The 20,101-nt window shown below is 66.3% G+C and carries 17 protein-coding genes and 10 pseudogenes; 14 read left to right on the forward strand and 13 right to left on the reverse strand.

What is annotated here, in order from left to right; genetic code table 11:
• The 8 genes and pseudogenes from puhB to ACH107_RS19325 form a co-directional block, all read left to right on the forward strand.
• Positions 1–446, forward strand: a 446-nt coding sequence (puhB, locus tag ACH107_RS19290; protein WP_412507199.1) for a photosynthetic complex putative assembly protein PuhB, incomplete at its 5' end; no start/stop codon positions are given.
• Positions 447–535: 89 nt separating this feature from the next.
• Positions 536–793: pseudogene (gene puhC, locus ACH107_RS19295) on the forward strand (photosynthetic complex assembly protein PuhC); the annotation flags it as partial.
• A 160-nt stretch (positions 794–953) separates the two neighbouring features.
• Positions 954–1,241: a hypothetical protein gene (locus ACH107_RS19300; protein ID WP_412507214.1), complete on the forward strand. Its 288-nt coding sequence runs from the start codon at positions 954–956 to the stop codon at positions 1,239–1,241.
• A gap of 103 nt (positions 1,242–1,344) precedes the next feature.
• A pseudogene (gene acsF, locus ACH107_RS19305) lies at positions 1,345–2,362 on the forward strand (magnesium-protoporphyrin IX monomethyl ester (oxidative) cyclase).
• A gap of 97 nt (positions 2,363–2,459) precedes the next feature.
• Positions 2,460–2,908: pseudogene (locus ACH107_RS19310) on the forward strand (DUF3623 family protein).
• A 38-nt stretch (positions 2,909–2,946) separates the two neighbouring features.
• The gene (locus ACH107_RS19315; protein WP_412507200.1) at positions 2,947–3,273 is read left to right on the forward strand and encodes a DUF3623 family protein; all 327 of its coding nucleotides are present in this window, start codon (positions 2,947–2,949) and stop codon (positions 3,271–3,273) included.
• Positions 3,263–4,477, forward strand: a complete 1,215-nt coding sequence (gene hemA / locus ACH107_RS19320) for a 5-aminolevulinate synthase (protein ID WP_412507201.1) — start codon at positions 3,263–3,265, stop codon at positions 4,475–4,477. Before ACH107_RS19315 ends, hemA begins: the two co-directional genes overlap by 11 nt.
• 72 nt (positions 4,478–4,549) lie before the next feature.
• Positions 4,550–4,990, forward strand: a complete 441-nt coding sequence (locus ACH107_RS19325; protein ID WP_412507202.1) for a c-type cytochrome — start codon at positions 4,550–4,552, stop codon at positions 4,988–4,990.
• A gap of 341 nt (positions 4,991–5,331) precedes the next feature.
• Here the strand turns inward: ACH107_RS19325 and ACH107_RS19330 are convergent, their stop codons facing one another.
• The 8 genes and pseudogenes from ACH107_RS19330 to ACH107_RS19365 all read right to left on the reverse strand — a co-directional run.
• Entirely contained in the window at positions 5,332–5,676 is a 345-nt protein-coding gene (locus ACH107_RS19330) for a hypothetical protein (RefSeq protein ID WP_412507203.1), read from the reverse strand.
• A 107-nt stretch (positions 5,677–5,783) separates the two neighbouring features.
• A complete protein-coding gene (locus tag ACH107_RS19335; protein ID WP_412507204.1) occupies positions 5,784–6,014 on the reverse strand; it encodes a hypothetical protein in 231 nt (76 codons plus the stop codon).
• 3 nt (positions 6,015–6,017) lie between these two features.
• Positions 6,018–6,956: a photosynthetic reaction center subunit M gene (pufM, locus tag ACH107_RS19340; RefSeq protein WP_412507205.1), complete on the reverse strand. Its 939-nt coding sequence runs from the start codon at positions 6,954–6,956 to the stop codon at positions 6,018–6,020.
• Between the two features lie 3 nt (positions 6,957–6,959).
• Positions 6,960–7,785, reverse strand: a pseudogene (gene pufL, locus ACH107_RS19345) (photosynthetic reaction center subunit L).
• A gap of 200 nt (positions 7,786–7,985) precedes the next feature.
• The gene (locus tag ACH107_RS19350; RefSeq protein ID WP_412507206.1) at positions 7,986–8,135 is read right to left on the reverse strand and encodes a light-harvesting protein; all 150 of its coding nucleotides are present in this window, start codon (positions 8,133–8,135) and stop codon (positions 7,986–7,988) included.
• A 132-nt stretch (positions 8,136–8,267) separates the two neighbouring features.
• The gene (gene pufQ / locus ACH107_RS19355; RefSeq protein ID WP_412507207.1) at positions 8,268–8,489 is read right to left on the reverse strand and encodes a cytochrome PufQ; all 222 of its coding nucleotides are present in this window, start codon (positions 8,487–8,489) and stop codon (positions 8,268–8,270) included.
• A 4-nt stretch (positions 8,490–8,493) separates the two neighbouring features.
• Positions 8,494–9,353, reverse strand: a pseudogene (locus ACH107_RS19360) (nitrogenase component 1).
• A 118-nt stretch (positions 9,354–9,471) separates the two neighbouring features.
• Positions 9,472–10,471, reverse strand: a pseudogene (locus ACH107_RS19365) (nitrogenase component 1); the annotation flags it as partial.
• 216 nt (positions 10,472–10,687) lie between these two features.
• Here ACH107_RS19365 and ACH107_RS19370 point away from each other — a divergent pair.
• Positions 10,688–11,029 (forward strand): hypothetical protein, encoded by a 342-nt coding sequence (locus ACH107_RS19370; protein ID WP_412507208.1) that lies wholly within the window; start codon positions 10,688–10,690, stop codon positions 11,027–11,029.
• Positions 10,986–11,261: pseudogene (locus tag ACH107_RS19375) on the forward strand (carotenoid 1,2-hydratase); the annotation flags it as partial. The gene ACH107_RS19370 and the pseudogene ACH107_RS19375, both read left to right, overlap by 44 nt.
• Positions 11,262–11,267: 6 nt before the next feature.
• Here ACH107_RS19375 and ACH107_RS19380 read toward each other — a convergent pair.
• The 4 genes and pseudogenes from ACH107_RS19380 to crtI form a co-directional block, all read right to left on the reverse strand.
• Positions 11,268–12,299, reverse strand: coding sequence for a sodium:calcium antiporter (locus ACH107_RS19380; protein WP_412507209.1), 1,032 nt, complete (start codon positions 12,297–12,299; stop codon positions 11,268–11,270).
• A gap of 54 nt (positions 12,300–12,353) precedes the next feature.
• A complete protein-coding gene (gene tspO / locus ACH107_RS19385; protein ID WP_412507210.1) occupies positions 12,354–12,830 on the reverse strand; it encodes a tryptophan-rich sensory protein TspO in 477 nt (158 codons plus the stop codon).
• Positions 12,831–12,922: 92 nt separating this feature from the next.
• A complete protein-coding gene (locus ACH107_RS19390; RefSeq protein WP_412507211.1) occupies positions 12,923–13,876 on the reverse strand; it encodes a phytoene/squalene synthase family protein in 954 nt (317 codons plus the stop codon).
• Between the two features lie 83 nt (positions 13,877–13,959).
• A pseudogene (crtI, locus tag ACH107_RS19395) lies at positions 13,960–15,151 on the reverse strand (phytoene desaturase family protein); the annotation flags it as partial.
• Positions 15,152–15,324: 173 nt separating this feature from the next.
• Here crtI and ACH107_RS19400 point away from each other — a divergent pair.
• From ACH107_RS19400 to ACH107_RS19415, 4 genes and pseudogenes are all read left to right on the forward strand, one after another.
• Positions 15,325–15,870: a spheroidene monooxygenase gene (locus ACH107_RS19400; protein ID WP_412507212.1), complete on the forward strand. Its 546-nt coding sequence runs from the start codon at positions 15,325–15,327 to the stop codon at positions 15,868–15,870.
• Between the two features lie 93 nt (positions 15,871–15,963).
• Positions 15,964–16,705: pseudogene (locus ACH107_RS19405) on the forward strand (ATP-binding protein).
• Between the two features lie 353 nt (positions 16,706–17,058).
• Positions 17,059–17,991, forward strand: a complete 933-nt coding sequence (locus tag ACH107_RS19410; protein WP_412507215.1) for a hypothetical protein — start codon at positions 17,059–17,061, stop codon at positions 17,989–17,991.
• A gap of 165 nt (positions 17,992–18,156) precedes the next feature.
• Positions 18,157–19,334, forward strand: a pseudogene (locus ACH107_RS19415) (IS3 family transposase).
• Positions 19,335–19,605: 271 nt separating this feature from the next.
• On the opposite strand, the gene ACH107_RS19420 reads toward ACH107_RS19415, so the two are convergent.
• Positions 19,606–20,101, reverse strand: a 496-nt coding sequence (locus ACH107_RS19420) for a calcium-binding protein (RefSeq protein WP_412507213.1), incomplete at its 5' end; no start/stop codon positions are given.

The following is a 20,101-nucleotide window of genomic DNA, read 5'->3' on the forward strand; positions in this document are numbered from 1 at the left end:
GGGCCGAGGCGCCGACGGCCGGCGCCGCGCTGGTCGGGCTCGGGGCGGTCGTCAGCGCCCTGCTGACCGCGATCGGCGTCGTGCAGGCGCGCAGCACCGTCTACACGATCACCAACCGCCGGGTGGCCATGCGCATCGGCGCGGCGCTCACGGTCACGCTGAACCTGCCCTTCACGCAGATCCGCAACGCAGAGCTGTCGCGCCGGCCCGACGGCACAGGGACCATCGCGCCCGACCTCATGGGCGGGACGCGGCTGAGCTACCCCGTGTGCGGGCCGCACGTGCGCCCGTGGGTCCTGCGCCGGACACGGCCCGCACTGCGCTGCATCCCCGATGCCGCGACCGTGGCCAGGCTGCTGGCCGATGCCGCCGAAGCCCGCATCAACACGCCCCGCGTTGCCCGCGCGACCCCAACCACCAACGCGGCCCCCGTCGCCGCCGAATGAACACGAGCCCGCCGATGACCCGGACCGAAACGCGCCTCTCACCACCCCTGCACGACACGGAAAATGTGCCCCGTGCCATGGCGCTGGCGATGTTGGCGCTGGTGCTCGCCGTGCTGGCGGTGGTCACGTTCGCGCGGTTCACCGACCGCCCGCTGGTGGCCACGCCACCGCCGGGCGCGGTCGTGATCAGCCGCAATATCGTCCTGTCGGGCGCCATGGCCGGCGCGGCCACGGTGCGGCGCCCCGATGGCAGCCTCATCGCCGGGTTGACCCACGCGCAGGGCGGGGTCGTGTCGGGCGTCTACCGCGTCCTGCGGCACGAGCGCCGGAAACGCGGCGCGCCCGCCGGCGCGTCCGTCACGCTGATGCAGCGCGATACCGGCCGGCTTGAAATCCACGACCCGTCACGGGATGGCGCGCCGACCTCATGGCGTTCGGCGCAGAGAACGCCGACGCCTTCGCACGGCTGCTGGCAAACTGAGGAAAGGAGACCGGGAATGGGATTGGCTGACAAAGGATTTCGAAAACGCGCCCCGTACCGTCGAGATCTCGCACGAGTTCGAGAGCCTGCACGGGCATGTGCGCTTCAACAACGGGGCGACCGTTCACCCGGGGGCCGAGGTCAAGGTGCACGGCCCGGAAATCATGCCGCCCGTCGGCGAGATCGTGACCGAGGACCGCGACGCCGTGATCGTGCGCGCGAGCGCGCTGGAGCGGCTCTGGACGCGGCTGACAGGCGATGTCGAGGTGATGGAACTGTGTGACTTCTCGTTTTCCGAGGAGGTGACGCTGTGAACGCGCATCCCCCCACGCAGCCGACGCCACCACCGCCGAGGAAGGTATCGCCATCCAGCAGGAGCAGGCGAAATTCGACAGCACCGCGGCCACCGAGGCGGCCATGCAGAACATGCTGCTGACGCCGCGCTTCTAAACAACCGATTTCGACGCGCTGGACGCGATCGACGTCAGCCCCGTGCGCCCGGACCGGGACGCGCTCATCGCCGAGATGGAGGCCGACCCCACAACAAGGGCCACTTCAAGAAGAATGCCGACTGGGACGACGCCGACTGGGACAGCATGGACCCCGGGCTGAAAAAGGAATTCATCGACTTCCTCATTTCCAGCTGCACGGCCGAGGTCTCGGGCTGCGTGCTCTACAAGGAGATGAAGCGCCGCGGCTCGAACGCGGCCATAACCCTGCTTTTCCAGTTGATGGCACGCGACGAGGCGCGCCACGCCGACTGCGTCAACGACACCCTGCGCGAGGCCGGCGTGGCCGTCAACCTCGGCTTCCTGACGCAGAGGAAGAAATGCACCTACTTCCGGCCCAAGTTCACCTATTACGCGACATATTTGTCCGATGAGATCGGCTATGCGCGCTACATCACCATCTACCGCCACGTGCAGCAGCATCCCGAATTGCGGTTTCACCCCCTTTTCAAATGGTTCCGGGAATGGTGCACCGACGAGGTCCGCTCGGCGAGGCCTTCGCGCTGCTGATGAAAACCGATCCGAAGCTGACCGGCGGCGTCAACGTCTGGTGGATCAAGTTCTTTCTCAAGGCGGTCTATGCCACGATGCACATGCGCGACCACCAGCCCCCGGCCTTCCATGCCGCGCCGGGCGTCGATCCCGACTGGTACGGTCACGAGGTCTTCACCAAGACCTCGGAGATCTCCAAGCAGGTGTTCCCGATCACCCTCGATATCGAGCACCCGCGCTGGACGGCCGGGCTGAAGCGGCTGCAGCGGGCGAATGCCGACCTCGCCCGAGCCAAGGCCGGGACGGGGCCCGGCGCGTTCGTCCGGCGCCCGTCCGCGCAGGCCCGCGCGGCCGCGGCCTTCGCCGGGCTTTACCTGATACCCGCGCGTCGGCACACGGTGCCCGACAGCCCCCGGCTGGAACCCGCGCACTGATGCCCCCGTCGATCACCCTGCCCGCGGCCGGAAGTGGGGGCCAGCCCCCACACCCCCGGGGTACTTGGCCAGAGAAGAAACCCGGGACCGGGGCACCATGCCGAGCGCGCCGTGGATCGCCGCCCTGGTGGCGCTTTTCGCCCGGTGGTTCTCGACCGGCGCGACCCTGTGGGCCGTGCGGCATGCCGACAGGCGGGGCGGGCGCGCGCCGATCGTGCTCACGCTGGCGACGCTGCCGGCCCTCGGCCTCGGGAAGTGTGGGGTCGGCGCGACATTGCAGACACTGACGCCCGGGTCGGTTCATGACGCGTTCCTCGCGGTGCCGGTGATCTGGGGCTGGGTCGAACTGGCGTTCCTGACCGGCGTGATCACCGGGTCGCCCCCCTATCCCTGCCCCGAGGACGCCCCGGCTGGGAACGGTTCATCCGCGCCCGGGGCACGATCGCCCATCACGAGACGCTTCTCACCGGCCTGCTCATCGGCCTGTGGATCACCGGGTACGGCGCCGCCAACCCGGTCGGGCCGTGGACCGTCACGATCCTCTAGCTCGCGCGGATCTCGGTTAGCTGAACCTGTTTTGCGGCGTGCCCGGGATCAAAACCGAGTTCCTGCCGCGGGCGCTGGGTCACGTGGCCAGCCATTTCCGCATCGCGCCGGCACGCCCGGTCGTCGCCGTCTCGGTCACCGCGCTGAGCTTCGCGACCGCCTGCTGGCTGATGCGGGTGGCCGGCGCGGCCACGCCGGCGCGGGCTGCCGGTTTCGCCCTGCTGGCGGCGATCACCGCGCTGGCGCTGGCGGAACACTGGCTGATGCTTTTGCCGTTGCCGGATGCGAAACTCTGGCGCTGGATGCTGCCGGCGCCGGGCCGATCACCGAAAAGAACACGCACGGAGGGACATCATGGATTTTGACGCCATGTTCGAAACGCAACTGGAGGCCCTCAAGAGCGACGGTGATTACCGCGTTTTCGCTGAGCTGGAGCGGCATTGCGGCGGGTTCCCGCGGGCCGCGAACCGTGCCGGCGCGCGCGCCGGGGACGTGACCGTCTGGTGCTCGAACGATTACCTCGGCATGGGGCAGCATCCCGCCGTCACGCGGGCGATGAAGGACGCGATCGACACCTCGGGCACCGGCGCCGGCGGCACGCGCAACATTTCCGGCACAAGCGTGCATCACATCTCGCTGGAACGCGAGCTGGCCGACCTGCACGGCAAGCCCGCGGCGCTGCTCTTCACCTCGGGCTACGTGTCGAACTGGGCTGCGCTGTCCACGCTGGGCCGCCAGCTGCCCGACGCGGCGATTTTGAGCGATGCGCTCAACCATGCCAGCATGATCAAGGGCATCCGCCATTCGCGCGCGACCAAGGTGATCTGGAAGCACAACGATCCCGAGGACCTGGACCGCAAGCTCGCCGCCCTGCCCGCGAACGCGCCCAAGATCGTGGCCTTCGAGAGCGTCTACTCGATGGACGGCGACATCTGCCCGATGGCCGAGATCGTCGAGGTCGCGGAGCGGCACGGCGCGATGACCTATCTTGACGAGGTCCACGCCGTCGGGCTTTACGGGCCGCGCGGCGGCGGGGTATCCGAGGTGCTGGGCCTTGCCGACCGCATCACGCTGATCGAAGGGACGCTGGGAAAGGCCTGTGGCTGCATGGGCGGGTATGTCACCGGATCGGCGGCGCTGTGCGATTTCATCCGGTCCTTCGCGAGCGGGTTCATCTTCACCACCGCCCTGCCCCCGGCGGTGGCGGCGGCGGCGCAGACCTCGATCCGCCATCTCAAGACGTCGGACAGTGAAAGGCAGGCGCAGCGGCGGCAGGTTGCGCGGCGGCGCGACAGGCTGGACAGGCAGGGCATTCCCGATCTCGACAATTCCAGCCACATCATACCGGTGATGATCAAGGACCCGGTGAAATGCCGGATGCTGGCCGATATCCTGATGCGCGACCGGGGGATCCACGTGCAGCCGATCAATTACCCGACCGTGCCCAAGGGCACCGAGCGGCTTCGCTTCACACCGGGCCCGTTGCACGGCGACGCCGAGATCGACCGGCTCGTCGAGGCGCTGAGCGTGCTCTGGAAACAATGCGCGCTGGCGCATTCGGTGGCATGAGCGATCCGCGGATTGACATCGCGCCGATAAGACTACTTAACTTTTGAGAAACCAGCCGAGAGGATCGTGACAATGATAAAACATGCTGCAACCTTCGCAGCCCTTGCTGGCAGTCTCGCCCTGCCAGCCATGGCCGACGATCACGCGAGCGGCGACGCCGCCGCCGGTGAAAAGGCGTTCCGCGCCTGCAAGGCCTGCCACATGATCGAATCGCCCGACGAGACGATCGTGCGCGGCGGCCGCGTGGGGCCCAACCTGTATGGCGTGGTCGGCCGCACGGCCGGGTCGGCCGAGGATTTCAACTATTCCGGGCTGATGGCCACCGCCGGCGCGCAGGGTCTTGCATGGGACGAACAAACATTCGTGGCCTACGTGCAGGCCCCCTCCGGCTACCTGCAGGAACAAACGGGCGAATCCGGGCGCGGCAAGATGGCTTACAAGGTCAGGAGCGAGAAAGACGCCGTGAATCTCTGGGCGTATCTCGCCTCGGTCAGCCCCGAGCCCGGCAGTTGAGCACGGGCATCACCTGATAAAGACCCGGGGCCGTGCCGGCCAACAGGCACGACCTTTCATCGTACCGCCGGCAAAGGCACCACGTCCGCGGCTGCCAGGCGCCAGCCGCACCAGCGCGTCCACGTCCATGCCGGCATCCTCGTACATCTCGGGCGGGGCGGCCTGGTTGACGAGCCGGTCGGGTCGGCACAGGTTGCGGATGGTGATGCCGTGATCAATGGCGCCATGACGCGCCAGGCATGCATCACCAAAGATCCGAAACCGCCCTCGACGCCCTGCTCCACGGTGATGAGCGCGAGGTGGCCGTTGGCCAGCCGCAGGCCGAGGTCGAGGTGCAGCGGTCAGGCGAAAGGCGCATCCGCGTTGGTCACGCTCAGCCCCTGCGGCGCCAGCCGCGCGGCGGCCTCGCGACATGCCGAAAGATGCGCGCCGTAGGACAGGAACGCGACACGCGATCCTTCTTCCAGCACCCGCCCGCGGCCGACCTCCAGCTTTGTGCCGCGCTCCGGCAGCGCGACGCCCTGCCCCGAGCCCCTCGCGTAGCGCACCGCAATCGGCCCCGAGTCGTGCGCGGCCGCGGTGGCGACCATGTGCATCAGCTCGGTCTCGTCGGCGGCGGCCATCAGGCGCAGGTCGGGCGGGCCGGCGACCCGGTCAAGCCGTGGTGTTGTTGGTTCTCGCGCCATCGCGGCCTCCTCCCCGGTGGCTTGATGCGTCGGGCACATGGCTGCGCGCGGCGCGAACGGCGCGATGTCGGCGGGGCAGGCGCGGCCGCGCACCTGCCCGATGCGGCTCACTTCCCGTAATCGGGGTCGGGCCGGGCCAGCGCGGCCTCGAACTCGGGCACGGACATGCCGCTGCCGCCCGGCCCGGTCTGCAGGCTGTCGGTCTTGAAGGGCTGGCCCAGCGCGACCAGCGCCGCCGCCGCGAAAAACGCCGCCCCCGTCACCCCCGCGAGGATCGCGGGCTTGTAGATGTCGGTGGGGTTTTCCCTGTTCCAAGTGTCGAACCACTTGGGAAACATCGCTCAGTGCTCCTGCCCGATGAAGGCTTCGTAAGACCCGTAAGCCTCGTGGCCGTAGGAACCGCCATACGCCGTCGCGAAGTTTTGTTCCTGCGCCCAGATGAACCAGTTGTCGACAACCGTCCCCGTCAGGAGACTGCCGATACCGCCGGTGATGGGCGTGAGAACCGCGAACCACCACGCCCAGCGGTGGATGCCCTCCATCAAGGCGGTGCCGCGGTCCACGATCCGCTCCAGTTCGCGGTGGCCGCCGAACCGGCTGACGGCCAGGATCGTGGCGCCGTGCATCGCGACTAGCAGCACCGACCCGTAGAGGAACATGATGGAAAGGCGGTGGAACGGGTTGTAATAAAGGTTGCCGTACCGGATCGAGAACGCCGTCGTCCAGTCGAGATGCGGGAAGATGCCATAGGGCACGGCCTCGGACCACGACCCCATCAAAACCGGCCGGAACAGCCCCGGCACGGGGAAAAGCCAGATGGCGGAGGCAAAGGCCCGGGCCACGTGCTTGCCCATCCTGTGCTGCTGCGCCAGTTGGTAGGTCCGCAGCCACCACGCGCAGACACTGACCAGCAGGAAGAAACTGGGTATGATGTACCACCCGCCGTCGTTCAGCGGCGGAATGGACAGCCCGTATTCCGGCCCCGGCGGCTCCAGCGCCGGCCAGAAGAGCTGGCGCAGGAATTCCGGGATCGACCAGCCGACCTGCGACAGCATGTTGAGCCCGACGATGACGAACCACAGCAGCCCGGTCGCGAGGCTGATCCAGCCCAGCATGCCCAGCTTGATCGGCTCGATCTGCGCGTTGCCCAGCAGGCCCACCAGCCGCGAGAAGACCGCGGTGCCGGAACGGTCGGCCATCATCTCGCCGCTGTCGTCCATGCTCCATTCCGGCGGCCCGTCGACCTGCACCTGCGTAAAGATATTCCGATATTCAATCATTGGTCACATCCTCACCCGAGAGGGCCAGATCGGCAGATCGAGCCAGCAGTTCCACCATTCGTGCCAGCCCTTGGTCCAGACCGGGCCGCTTATGATGATGCAGATGGCCGACCAGAAGCCGGCGTTCAGCGCCAGCAGCAGCCCCACCCGGTGAATGCCCAGCGTGCCCACGGAATAGCCGATGAAGTCGCGAAAAAGGTGTCCTCCTGATCGGGCGTCTTCATCTCCTCGCCCTTCTCGGGGTTCGCCACCGACAGGATCGGCCCGCCATGCAGCGCCAGCGCAGCGTCGTGGTGGAGAGGAACGTCACCGCCAGCATGTGCGCCGGGTTGTAATGGAAATGCAGATAGGCGTCGCCGGTGTTGCTGACCCAGTCGAGGTGGCTGAAAATGCCGTAGGGGAAGGCATGACCCCACGCGCCCATCAGCACGGGCCGGAAAACCACCAGCGTGACATAGGCGAAGATCGCCACGCCGAAGGCGAACGGCACGCGGGAGCCCATCCCCAGCTTGCGCCAGACCTCGACCTCGCGCAGCATCCAGCTGCCGAAGGCGCAGATCTTGATGATCTGCCACAGCCCGCCCTCCATCAGCGGGGCCGGTCCCAGGCCGTATGACAGGTCGGGTGGCGCGATGTTGATCAGCCACGGGTCCACGTGCCCTGGTGGGCGGCCCCCCACAGGATGAGGATCGTCCCCAGAAGGGCGAAGAAAGCGGTCGTGACCCCTAAGAAACCTCATAGAACGGGCCTACCCAGAAGTCGAACAGATCGCCGCCGATCAGCGTCCCCCTCGGACACGGTACTTTCTTTCAAAACTAAGCAACGCCATGATTGTCTCCGCGCTCGGCGGCCGGTCCGGACCGGACCTCGCGCCGTCTTGATTTCCTTGAGGTGCCGCGGGCGACCGGGCCGCCCGCGGCGATATTTGGCAGGGCGCGAACGCCCGGTTCAGTCGGCCTCGGCCGCGGCACGCGGCGCGGGTCGAAAATCAGCCAGACCTTGTAGAACTTCTGCATTTTCGATCTCTCCTCAGAACCAAGGCGCCCAGATGTAGGTCGCGATACGTGCGACCAGTGCAATCAGCGCGAACAGCCAAAGGCCGCTCATGTAGACCGAATGCAACTCCTGGGCCTGCTCGTCTGTGAGGCCTGTAAAGGACAGGTCGGTGTTATCAGCCATGAACTTTTCTCCGGAACGTTATGCTGACGCCGCGAACCCCGCGGCCGGGTCCTTCGGGTCCTTCATGGTACCTCGGGGATCTGCCCGCCACGGCGGGAAGGCAGGTCGGTATCCCGGTTTGAACGCATCGCGTCAGACCGAGAAAATGACGGGCGTGATGCGGTCGGCCTCGGCCCAGGCACGGGCCAGCGGGCCGTGCAGGTTGAGCGTGCGATGCCGGATCACGGCGCGAACCCAGCGGGCGGCCGCGAACGGCAGCGCCAGCAGGAAGATCATCGCGAAATAGAGATGGAACTCCGCCGATCTCCGGCGGCCGCCGGCCCTGCGCGGCAGGTTGGATGTCATGTCGGTCATCGGATCAGTCCTCCTTCTGAACTGGGCCCTCGTCGGGCGAAATCTTTCGGACGGTCTCGAGCACAACGCGCTCCGCCCCCTCGCGCAGGGCCGCGTCCTCGGCGGCGTCGCACAGGTTCTTGGCCGCCGATATGCGGGTCAAAACGGGATGGCGCGCGACGGTCCGGTCCAGTTCGCGGCTCGCGTCCGCATCCCATGGAAAATCGCGGCGCAACGGTGTGGGGGTGGCTGCCGCGGCGTCCATGTCGGACCCCAGCGGCAGAACATGGAAAAGCGCGTCGAAAAGCCCGTTGCACAGCTCCTGCACCAGCCACGGCGCGCCGGCATGGCCCATCATCGGCGTGCCCGTGGCCCGACATATCGCGGCGCCGGGGAAACTGGCCGGAATGAAGGCGGGTTGCGGGCCGTGGCCGCCGCGCTGTTCGGCGAGGTACATCTTCTCGTTGATCGAGCCCATCATGATCAGCGGCCGCTCGCGCGCGATGACCGGCTCCGGGTCAAGCCCCGTCACGTCGCCGAGCTTGCGCAGGAAGAGCGTCGTGCTCTCCACGCCAATCGGCGCCTGCGGGTAGGGCTTGCCAGAACCTCGGCCAAACCGCGGCCAAACTCACGATACATGCAGCTGTTCACATCGGAATTCACGAGGTCGCGCATCTCGGCGAGGTGGCTGCAAAGCGGCATCACCATGTTCACCTCGGCGCCGATGCCCTCCACCAGCCGGCGGATTTCGTGCAGGTCGCTCGTCACCGGCCGGTTCTCGCGGCCGACCGGGCCGTCGATCACGACCTCGAGGCCCTTGACCGCGCGGAACGCATAGACGGCGCCCCAGTATCCGCCGGCCCGGTCATGATCCTGGATCAGCATGAGCGCCCCCGAAATTGCCTGTCGCCCGGCCCCGTCCGCGCGGCCCCGCGCGGACCGCCGCGTTGCCGACGCGACGCCGACGCGATGCAGGAAGCCGTCACGGGCGAGTCGCGGCGCATCAGATCATCTCCTGCGCCTTGACCGCCCGGGCCTTCTTTTCCGGTTTCTCGCGATTGAGCTCGCGATACTCGGGGCGCAGGTTTGGTGCCCCTTCCCAGACGCCCGCCGTCGCCCCAACGACGAACCCTTCGAAGAAATCGCGCATCCGGTCCATGCGGCCCCGGTTGGCGATCGCCGCGTTGACGACCTGCGCGAGGCTGTTCGCGCCGGCAGGCCCCATCAGCGACCGCGCCGAGATGAGGTTCGTGAAATAAAGGCGCGGAATCCCAAGCTCTTTTGCCCTCTGGACGACAGGCGTCGTGCCGATCGCCAGATCGGGTCTCACTCCCTCCGCCGCGCTCAGGTCCTCCTCCAGCGAGGCCCGGAAATTGACCGTCGCCCCGCGGGCGCGCATCCACTCGGCGTCGTGTCGCGACCACTCGGTTTCCGGGCAGGCCGTGCCGAAACAGGGCACTCGCGCACCGCTCTCGATCAGCAGCCGGGCGACCGGCAATTCGCTGCCTTCATACCCGCTTAAGGTAATCGTGCCATTGATCGCCGTCGCGGCCAGCGCCTCATGTATGGCCGGAAGAAACATGTTCTGGGCATCGGCAACCCGGTCGGCGGACAGGCCGAACGCCTCGCCCACGGCGGCAAGCCACGCGGCCGTGCCGTCATGCCCCACCGGCGCGCCGCCGATGACCGGCCACCCGGCCGAAGCGAATTCGCGGATCGCCGCGGTATAGAACGGGTGGATCGCCGCGCATGCGCCGCAATCCAGCGCGGCATAAAGTTCGCGCCATTCCCGCGACGGGACAACAGGCCCCGCCGCCAACCGCATCGGGGCGAACATCTGGTCGATCATGACCGGATCGGCCGGAAACATCTCGCCCGGCAACGTCACGGCGGGCCGGTCCGAGACGCCCCCAACCGGCGCGGGCGTAGTTGAGCATCGCGCCGGCCAGCACGTCCTTGGCCTCGGCATGGGTCGGGATGCCGAAGCCGGTCCCGTCGCAGCCGGCCCGACCGTTCTGACCATGCGCGGTTTTCGACGACCTTTTCGAGGCGCTCGGCGAACGCCTCGACGAGCATGTGACGCTCGTCCTGCAGCCGGTCATCGCCCGGCATTTCTGGCGGACGGCAGCCAACGCGACCTTCTAGACACCGAGGCCGCGAATATCTCGGCGATCGAGGCTTTCGCGGAACTGGCGCTTTTCGACGGGTTCGACGGCCCCGTGATACAGGCGCCTGCCCCGTCGCTCGGGCGGCTTGCCCTGCATTGCTTGCCGCGCGCGGCCCTGCTGGGACGCATGGCACCCTTTTCGACGCTCGGCCAATTGCTGGTGTCCTGCTTCGACGATCAGCGCCTAGCGCCGCTGTTCGGGCGTTATGCAACCTGTGTCGGCGGGTCGCCGTACCGGTGCCCCGCCCTCCTGTCCCTGATATGGCAGGCCGAAGCTGCCGGTGTCTGGACGGTTCGCGGCGTGATACATCGTATCGCGAGCGCGCTGGCCGACATCGCAGCGGCACGCGGCGCGGATCATTTCAGCCCCGCCCAAGGCGCGGCTGCCACGTAGCCTCTGGCGGGTCCGGCGGGAAACCCGCACGGATCCGGGCCATACGCCCTGCCAGGTTCAAAGCATGCTGAACGCGCCGTTCTACAGCCGCTCGGCCATTCGCAACCGCCTTGGCGGCGAAAAGACCACCGGGGTGCATGAGGCTCTGGACCTGCGCAGGTTTCGCTCGGCGTTGATCAAAGCCGCGCTCGCGGTTCGTGTGCCCCGTCGCCTGGCTTGGTGCTTTCGCTGAGGCGCATCATCCGACGGCGGCTTGGTACGTGACGGCCCCGGCATAGACGAGGAGCAACACGAGGCTTTCCCACCCGATATTTCCGGGGCCGCGTCGCTGTCTTAGGATCAGGCCGAGCAGGAGAACACCCGTCATCACCAGCCCCGCGACGACCCAGAAAAGATCACCCGCGCCAATGGCATGATATAACGACCCGGGACGATACGCGATATCCGACAGTGTCAGGAAAAGCGTGTCGAAACTGTTGCCACCGATTATGCCGCCCACCGCCAGCTGCAAAGCACCGCGACGCACCGCAGCAAGCGTCGTGACAAGCTCGGGCAGTGACGTGACGACCGCCGTCATGAGCGCGCCAACCAGAACCGAGGACAAGTCAAGCCGCGTGGAAAGCTCCGCCGCCGAACGCGCGATCGCCCACCCGGCGACCCCAAGCAGCACCATGGCAGCCAGAAAAAGGACGGCAAGGCGCGCCGGCCCGATACCAAGCCCGTGCTGGTCATCCGGGGCATCCGTGCGCGTTTCGCTGGTGCGCACGGCCTGCCACATGGGACGGCGCCGTATACCGGTGCTCTGATAGACGCCCAGGATATAGATCGCCAAAAGCAGGACGGATGCCGGATGGATCGACCAGAAGGACATGTCAGGCATGACGAAAGCCGCCAACGGTACGGTCAACATCACCATCAGCAGCGCAGCCTGGAAGACATTGGCCAGATCCGCGGCGGCATGTTCGAGGTTCGCGCGACGGTACAAGAGATCGGCCAATGCCAGAAAAGCGGTTTGCGCCGCGATTCCGCCAATACCGTTGGAAAAGGCAAGCGACGCATGCCCATCGAGCGCGGATGTCACCGAAACCACCGTCCCGGAAAGCGACGTCGCGGCGCCCAGCAGGACGGCCCCGGTCACCGCTTCGCCGAAGCCCGTCAGATCCGCGATTCGATCGGCCAAACCGGTCAACGCCGTCCCCAGAACGAGAACGGTCAGCGTTCCGGTCGCAAAGATCGCAACGACCAGTGTGAGGGACAGATGGGCAAACATGTCACAAGCCCTTACCGCTCAACCGCGGCAAGGACCATGACCCTTGCGCCCCGGTCAGGATGCACCCGTGTCCTTCAGGGTGTCAGGGTTCAGGCGGATCACCGCCCCGTTTAGCGCCGCTGCCACCGAAACCCAGACAAGGTACGGCACGAACAAAAGGCCCGCAACCCAGTCCAGAAGGAAGAGGGCGACCATGCACCCGGCAACCGACAACCACAGCGCCGACAGAACGACCAGCCCGGCACGCGGACGGCGAAGACCGAAGAAAACCGGCGTCCACAGCGTGTTGAGGGCGATCTGCAAGGCCCAGAGCGCCATCGCCAGACCGTTGCCCGGGATCATCGCGACCCTTGCACCGGCGGCGGCCATGCACAGGTAGAGCGTCGTCCATGCCACCGGGAACAGCCAGTTCGGCGGCGTCCATGACGGCTTGTTCAGCCGCTCGTACCAAGCGCCGGGCGGAAACATCGCGCCCGTCGCACCCGCCGCCATGCAGGCCGCAAGAAATATCGCGAAAAAGATCCAGATCATGCGCCCTGCCTAGCGGGATGTCCCTGTCGTATCAATGCCGCGCGTTGTTGACGGTCACTCGCCTTGAGACTGGCCAACGCGGAGCAAAGCGCTTACCCCCAGTCGGCCGACACGCGGTCGCGCTCGGCCGAAGCCTCCACCAGAAAGGCCGTTTCGGCAAGGGGCCGGGCATGCATGACCGGCGAATACGGCATGATCATCGTCCCGGCCGAACGTGAAACCGCCCCCAGCAGGCAGCCCGGCTGCTGGCGCGGCCCGGTATGGGCGCGCGCGGACACCGAATCGGACCCGGCATGCGCGACCATCCTGCCGATCGCCCGATACAGGGCCTGCGCCGCGCAAGTCCCCGGACGACAGTCCGCGGGCAGCGCGGAAATGCCCGCAACTGACCTTGCATAGAGCCTGTCGCCCTCGGCAATGAGGCGGCGAATCATCATACGGATCGCGACGGTCGCGGCGGGGCCTTGCAGGAAGCCGTCAACATCCACGCCCATCTCGTGGCACCAGTCTATCGTCAAGTACAGGCGGCCTTCACGCGCGTCCTCGCCAACGTCGCGGGCCATATTCGTCAGCTGCATCGCCACGCCCGGATCGCAGGCCCGGGCCAAGGCATCGGCGTCACGCATGCGCATCAGCACGCAGATCATGGCCCCGACGGCGGAAGCCACGCGTGACCCATAGCCGCGCAATTCGGACAGCGTGGCATAGCGTCGGCCCGACGCATCCCAGGCAAGCCCTTCCAGCAGCGCCTCGGGCAGTGCGCGGGGCAGTTCATACGTATCGACGATCGCCGCGAAGGCCTTGTCAGACGGCTGGTTCTCGGGCTTTCCGGCGTAAACGCGTGCCTGGCGCTCGTGCAACCGCGCCACGGCGGCCTCCTTGGCCGGCTGCAGGTCGACCGCGTCATCAGCGAGACGACAAAAAGCGTAGAGCACAAGGGCCGGGTCGCGCACACGCCCGGGCAAGAGCCGCGACGCCGCGTGGAAGGAGCGCGAGCCATGCCGGATGGCCTCGGTGCAATAGGCGAGATCCTCGCTGGGGATCATGCCGGCCTCGCAAGAGCGGGGGCCGGGACGAGCGGGGCCAGCACCTCGGCACTGGAAATGACGCCGCGTAGTCCCGCGGCGGGATGCGGCACAAGGCGCAGCGCGTAGAACGTGTCGCCGTCCGGGGGCGCCGCGCCCGGGTCCGTCACGCTCGAGCGGTGCACGTAGAGGCTCATCTCCTCGGCCAGCCGCCGCTTGATGAAGATGTCCTCAACCAGCCCCTTGTACCTTGGGCCGTTGCGTATCGTGTGATGGCCGGCATTCGACCACATGCCCCGCGTGCCGCGGGCCCCTAAATACCAGACGAACAACCTCATCGACCACCGTGTCCGCCCGAGCTTCGCCGACGACCAGCGCCGGCGTTTCGTTGCCCAACGGAGTGTCGTGCGTGTGGCCCGCATCTGCATTCGACACGACGATGTCGGCCCGGACCTGCGTGCCGTCGGCAATCCGCAGGCCAGATGCCCGGCCGCGGCTGAGCAGCACCTCGCTCACCTCGATTTCCTGCCGAATGCATCCGCCCTGCGATTCGATCACGCGCACCATGGCGCGCGCTTTCGCGTCAACGCCACCCATGGCGTAGTGAAAACCGAACGCTTTCGCCAGATGGCTGACCAGCGTGTACATCGACGTCACGTGGAACGGATCGCCCCAGATGAAGAGTTGGTAAAACGACAACGCCATAAGCAATCTTTCGTCCTTCACGCGGCGCGCGGCGTGGCCATGGACCGACCGGTACGCGCGCAGGAACGCGAATGTGGGCAGCACTTTCACCAAATCGGTCAGATGATGCATGGAGCGCCGTACCAGATCCTCGAACCCGACCCGGTAACGCCGCTCGCTATCCGCGAGGAACCTCTGATACCCACGCAGGTCTGACTGCGACAGCCGTGCCACCTCGGCACACATCGCGGCCTCGTCCTGTCTGGCCACGAAACGGCTGCCATCGGGCCAACGGATCTCGTAGAAAGGATCCAGCGCGCGCAAGTCGACATCATCGTCGAAACAACGTCCGCAGGCCGCCCAGAGCTCCCGGAAAAACTGGGGCACGGTCACGATGTTCGGCCCCAGATCGAAGCGGTGCCCGTCACGTTCGAGCGATGAGCCACGCCCACCCGGGCCGCTGAGACGGTCAAAGACCGTGACACGGTAGCCTTTCGCGCCAAGGCGCATCGCGGAGGCCAGCCCGACAAGTCCCGCGCCGATCACCGCGGCAGGCGGCCTGTCGCCCGGTGACGGGCCCGGATCCCGTGCCTCGTCAATAACCGTCGACATGAAGCAATGCTACAAGTGTCCATTAAAATTGATAAATTGTCTTGCGCGACTTTTACTGGCGCGCAGGAAACATCACCGTGAAACGACATCAATGATCGGAGCAGCCCATTCAGACCGTCAGCCTCAGCTTCTTTCGTTTCCAGCGCCGGAAAAGCCGGCTCTGGGCGTTCACCATGATGGGGATGGCCCGACCGATGCTCAGGCACGTGCCGCGGATCGGGTTCAGGAAAGTTTGCGGGTCCGGCAGTGGTCAGGGGTTCACGCCCGTCCCGAATACGGCGGTCTACGCGATCCTTGCCACTTGGCCAGACCTTGAAAACGCACGCCGTCAGACACGCAACGCGGCCGTTTTTCGGCGCTACCGGTCCCGCGCGGAGGAATGCTGGACCGTCTTCCTCAGCCCGACATCGGCCCGCGAGGCGTGGTCGGGTCAGACCCCCTTCGAGCCACAGAACGGCACAGCGGAAGGGCCCGTCGCGGCCCTGACCCGCGCAAGCCTCAGGCCGTCGGCCACGTGGCGCTTCTGGCAGCGCGTGCCCGACATCAGCAGGAAGATCGGCGAGAACACCCAGGTGGTCTTGAACATCGGGATAGGCGAAATTCCCCTGTTCAACCAGATCACCTTTTCGATCTGGCCCGACACCGCCGCGATGGCCGGTTTCGCCCGCGCCGACGGGCCCCATTGCCGCGCTGTTCGCGCCGTGCGCGCCGGCGGATAGCTCCGCGAGGAATTGTAAGCGCGTTTCCAAATCGTCGCCGCCATCGGAACGTGGGGCCGGCGCCCCGCCACTGAGACGACTGGGATACGTGTCATGACAGCGCCATTTCCGTTCTCCGCGATCGTCGGTCAGGATCAGATGAAGCTCGCGATGGTTCTCGCGACAATTGACCCCGCATTGGGCGGGTTTCTCGTTTTTGGCGACCTCGGGACCGGGAAGTCGACCGCGGTCCGATCACTCGCGGCTCTGCTCCCGCCCATACGAATGGTCGACGGCTGCCCGGTCAATTCCGAGAGGCCCGAAGATTGCCCGGACCGGGCGCACCCGGCATCTTCGGAAATCACCGAGCGGCCCACGCCGGTCATTGACCTGCCACTCGGCGTCACCGAGGACAGGGTAACCGGTGCGCTGGACATTAAGCGCGCCCTGACAGACGGGGAAAAGACATTCGAGCCGGGATTGCTGGCGCGCGCGAACCGCGGGTTCCTGTACATCGACGAGGTCAACCTGCTCGAGGATCAAGTGGTCGGCCTGCTGCTCGACGTGGCACAATCGGGCGTGAACGTCGTTGAGCGCGAGGGGCTGTCGATACATCATCCCGCGCGGTTCGTTTTGGTCGGGTCCGGCAATCCCGAAGAGGGAGAACTGCGCCCCCAGCTTCTCGATCGTTTCGGCCTGTCGGTCGAAGTACGCTCGCCGTATGACATCGAAACGCGCGTGGAAGTCATACGCCGCCGCGCCACTGGCACTGAGCCACAGGCTGCGCCGCGATCCGCTCGACGAGGCGGGCTCGGTGGCGCGGGTCGAGCGCGCCATCACCGAGGTGCTGTCGTGACGGCCGCCGCTGCCAAGTGGGACAGGGCCATGAAAGCGGTTGCGCTTTTGACCGTCGCCCCGGCGCCGCTCAAAGGTATGATCGTCCGCGCGCGGCCCGGACCGGCGCGCGACGCCCTTGAACGCGCGCTCTCGGCATTGCCAATGCCTTGCAGGCGGCTGCCCCTGATCGTTGACGATGCAAGCCTGTTCGCGGGCGTCAACCTTCTGGCCTCCCACGCCAAGGGCAAGGCGGTGCGCCACACGGGCCTTGCCGACACTCCCGCCGCCCTACTCGTGCCCATGGCCGAACGGATGGCGCCATCCCTGGCCGCCAAGCTGGGCGACCTGCTCGACAGGGATCTTGGCCATGCGATGGTACTTTTCGACGAAAGCGATGAACAAGAGCACGAAACGGGCGTGCCCTCCCTCCTTGGCGACAGGCTGGCCTTCAACATCGATCTCGACGGGGTGAACGCGCAGCAGGCCCGCACCCGCCTTCCCGCGCCAGCCGATATCGACGCCGCGCGCGATCGCGTCGGGGCGAGCACGATCGCGCCGTGTCACCGGGAGGCGCTGGTCACACTCGCCGCGCGGTTCGGCATCAGCAGCCTCCGCGCCCCGTTGCTGGCAATGCGAAGCGCAAACTGCCTGGCCGCGCTGGACGGCCGGCAGACAACTTCCGAGGATGACGTTCGCACGGCGGCGGCGCTTGTCTACCCGGCGAGAGCCGTCCACGAGGCGCAGGACCCACCCGAAGACGCGCAACCGGCGCCCGAAACGCCGGATCCGGAAAGCCATGGCGAGACAGACGAGGACAGCCCACCGGAAACCGGACCCGACCCGGCCACGGACGAAATGCTGGTCGAGGCGGTTTCGGCCATCCTGCCCGCCGGCATCCTCGCCGGCGCGGCGTCCGGGCAACAGGTGTCCAACACCACACGAAACGGCGGGGCGGGTGACAAGCGCACGGGAAATCGACGGGGGCGGCCGCTTTCTTCGCGGCGGGGCCGCCCTGACGGCCAGAGCCGAATTGACGTGATCGCGACGTTGCGCGCCGCGGCCCCCTGGCAGAAAATCCGGCAATCCAGCGGCCAAGGTACGCGCTCGATCATCGTTCGGCCCGACGACATCCACGTGCACCGTTACGAGGATCGCACCGACAGGCTTGTCGTTTTCCTGGTTGATGCCTCGGGATCGGCGATCATGAACCGGATGGCCGAGGCAAAGGGCGCCGTCGAACTGATGCTTGCCGACACCTATGCCAACGGGGACCATGTCGCACTCGTTGCGTTCAGGGGCCCGTGAGCCGAGACGTTGATGGAGCTGACCTGTCCACCGAAACTTCCCTCGTTGTGATGTAGAGTTTGCTCAACCTTTCGAAGGAGCAAACAGATGCGAAAGAGCCGTTTCACCGGTTAAGAGGACCGTGGCCCCAGTGGGGCCGCGTAAGCCCCGTACCAGATAATCGGGATGATCAAGGAACAGGAAGCCGGAATGCCGACGGCGGAGGTGTGCCGGAAGCACGGCTTGAGCCAAGGCACATTCTACAAGTTCAAATCGAAGTATGGCGGCATGGAGGTGTCTGACGCCGCCAATCTGAGGGCGCTTGAAGACGAGAATGCCAAGGTCAAGCGCCTGCTGGCGGACAGCATGCTGGACAATGTCGTGCTGAAGGACTTGCTGGGAAAGAGCTGACGGTAAGCCATCGAGTCGCCATGCGTTCGAGACCGATGGCGAACGAATGAGCGGCGAGAGGCAGCGCTGATGGCGATGCGGGATCATGACATCTCGCAGCGCCGGGCCTGCCGACTTGTCGGTGTCGATCCGAAGACGGTCCGGCGTGAACGCCCGCCCCATAACCCAGAAATACGCAAGGAGATGAAGGCCGTCGCAGCCAAGCGCCGTCGGTTCGGTTACCGGCGGATCGGCGTGATGCTGGAGCACAAGGGTATGGTCATGAACCACAAGAAGCTGTATCGGCTCTACACGGACGAGAAGCTTGGGGTCAGGCGACGCCGGGGTCGCAAACGGGCGCGTGGCACGCGAACACCGATGCCAGAGGCTCTGAAGCCCGGCGAGCGTTGGTCCTTGGACTTCCTGTCTGACACGTTCGGGACGTCGCGCAGGTTCCGCATTCTGGCCGTGAACGACGATTGCTGTCGCGAGAACCTCTGCCTGATGGCCGACACCAGCATCTCCGGTGCCCGGGTTGCTCGGGAACTGGATGCCCTTGTCCGCATCTATGGAAAGCCGACCAGCATTGTCAGTGACAACGGGACGGAGTTCACCAGCCGGGCGATCCTGAACCGAAGGTCCGCGAAGTGAAATGGGCGAACGAGAACGATGTGAATTGGCACTATATCGACCCGGGCAAACCACAGCAGAATGCCTTCATCGAGTCCTTCAACGGCAGCCTACGCGATGAACTCCTCAACGAGGAGATGTTCGACAGCCTGGACGATGCCCGGCGCAAGCTGGCCCTTTGGCGATACGATTACAACAATGTCAGACCGCACTCATCGCTCGCAAACCAAGCACCCGCAGAAGCGCGCCGGACGCTTGAGCAATTTGAGGGCTCCACGCCCGGCGCGCTTGCCCAAATCGACGACCAGAACTATGAAAACCAGACCCGCAAACTCTCGTTATGAATGAGGGAGCCTTGGGCGGCAGGTCAGGAGAAAATTTTTCCGAGGAACCCATTTGCGCCCGAATACGCTAGCGGTAGCTTTCACGCTGTCATATTGTCAATCTATGGGTATCTTATAAGAAAGAATAGTTACACGGAACTTGGGCCTGTTTCTCACTTATGCGACGAGGAATGCCATCGCGAACCGCGACATCCCACTGCGGCGTTAAGAGGAGATGAACCGGCGGCAAGTTGCGCCGCCGGTTCGGGGGTGTCGCCTGTGCCCCTCTTGTTCAAATGAACTGGAAGTCGTCCAGCGTCAGGTTTGCCGCCGCCACGTTCTCCACGAGGACCAGGTGCCCGTCCACGTTCATCTGCGCGCCGTCGGCAGTGTCGGTGATGTTCAGCGCGTCGAGGAAGCCGCTGAGCCCGTTGCCGCCATTGTCGATGTTGGGCGTGCCGTCCAGCGTGCTGACCGTGCGGATGAGGAAGCCGTCGGTGCCGTCCTCGTAGTCGGTGATGACGTCTTCATCGCCGTCCTTGAAGAAGTTGTAGACGAACACGTCCGCCCCGTCGCCGCCGGTCATGGTGTCGTCGCCGTCGCCGCCGTTCACGGTGTCGGCGCCCGCGCCGCCCTCGACCACGTCGTCGCGCCCGCCGCCGGCGACGAAATCGTCGCCGTCGCCGCCCATGACGGTGTCGTTGCCCTCGCCCGCGCCGATGGCGTCGTCGCCCGCGCCGCCATCCACCGTGTCCTGCCCGGTGCCGCCGCCGAGGCTGTCGTCGCCC

This window comes from Roseovarius halophilus (ex Wu et al. 2025), assembly GCF_047086965.1.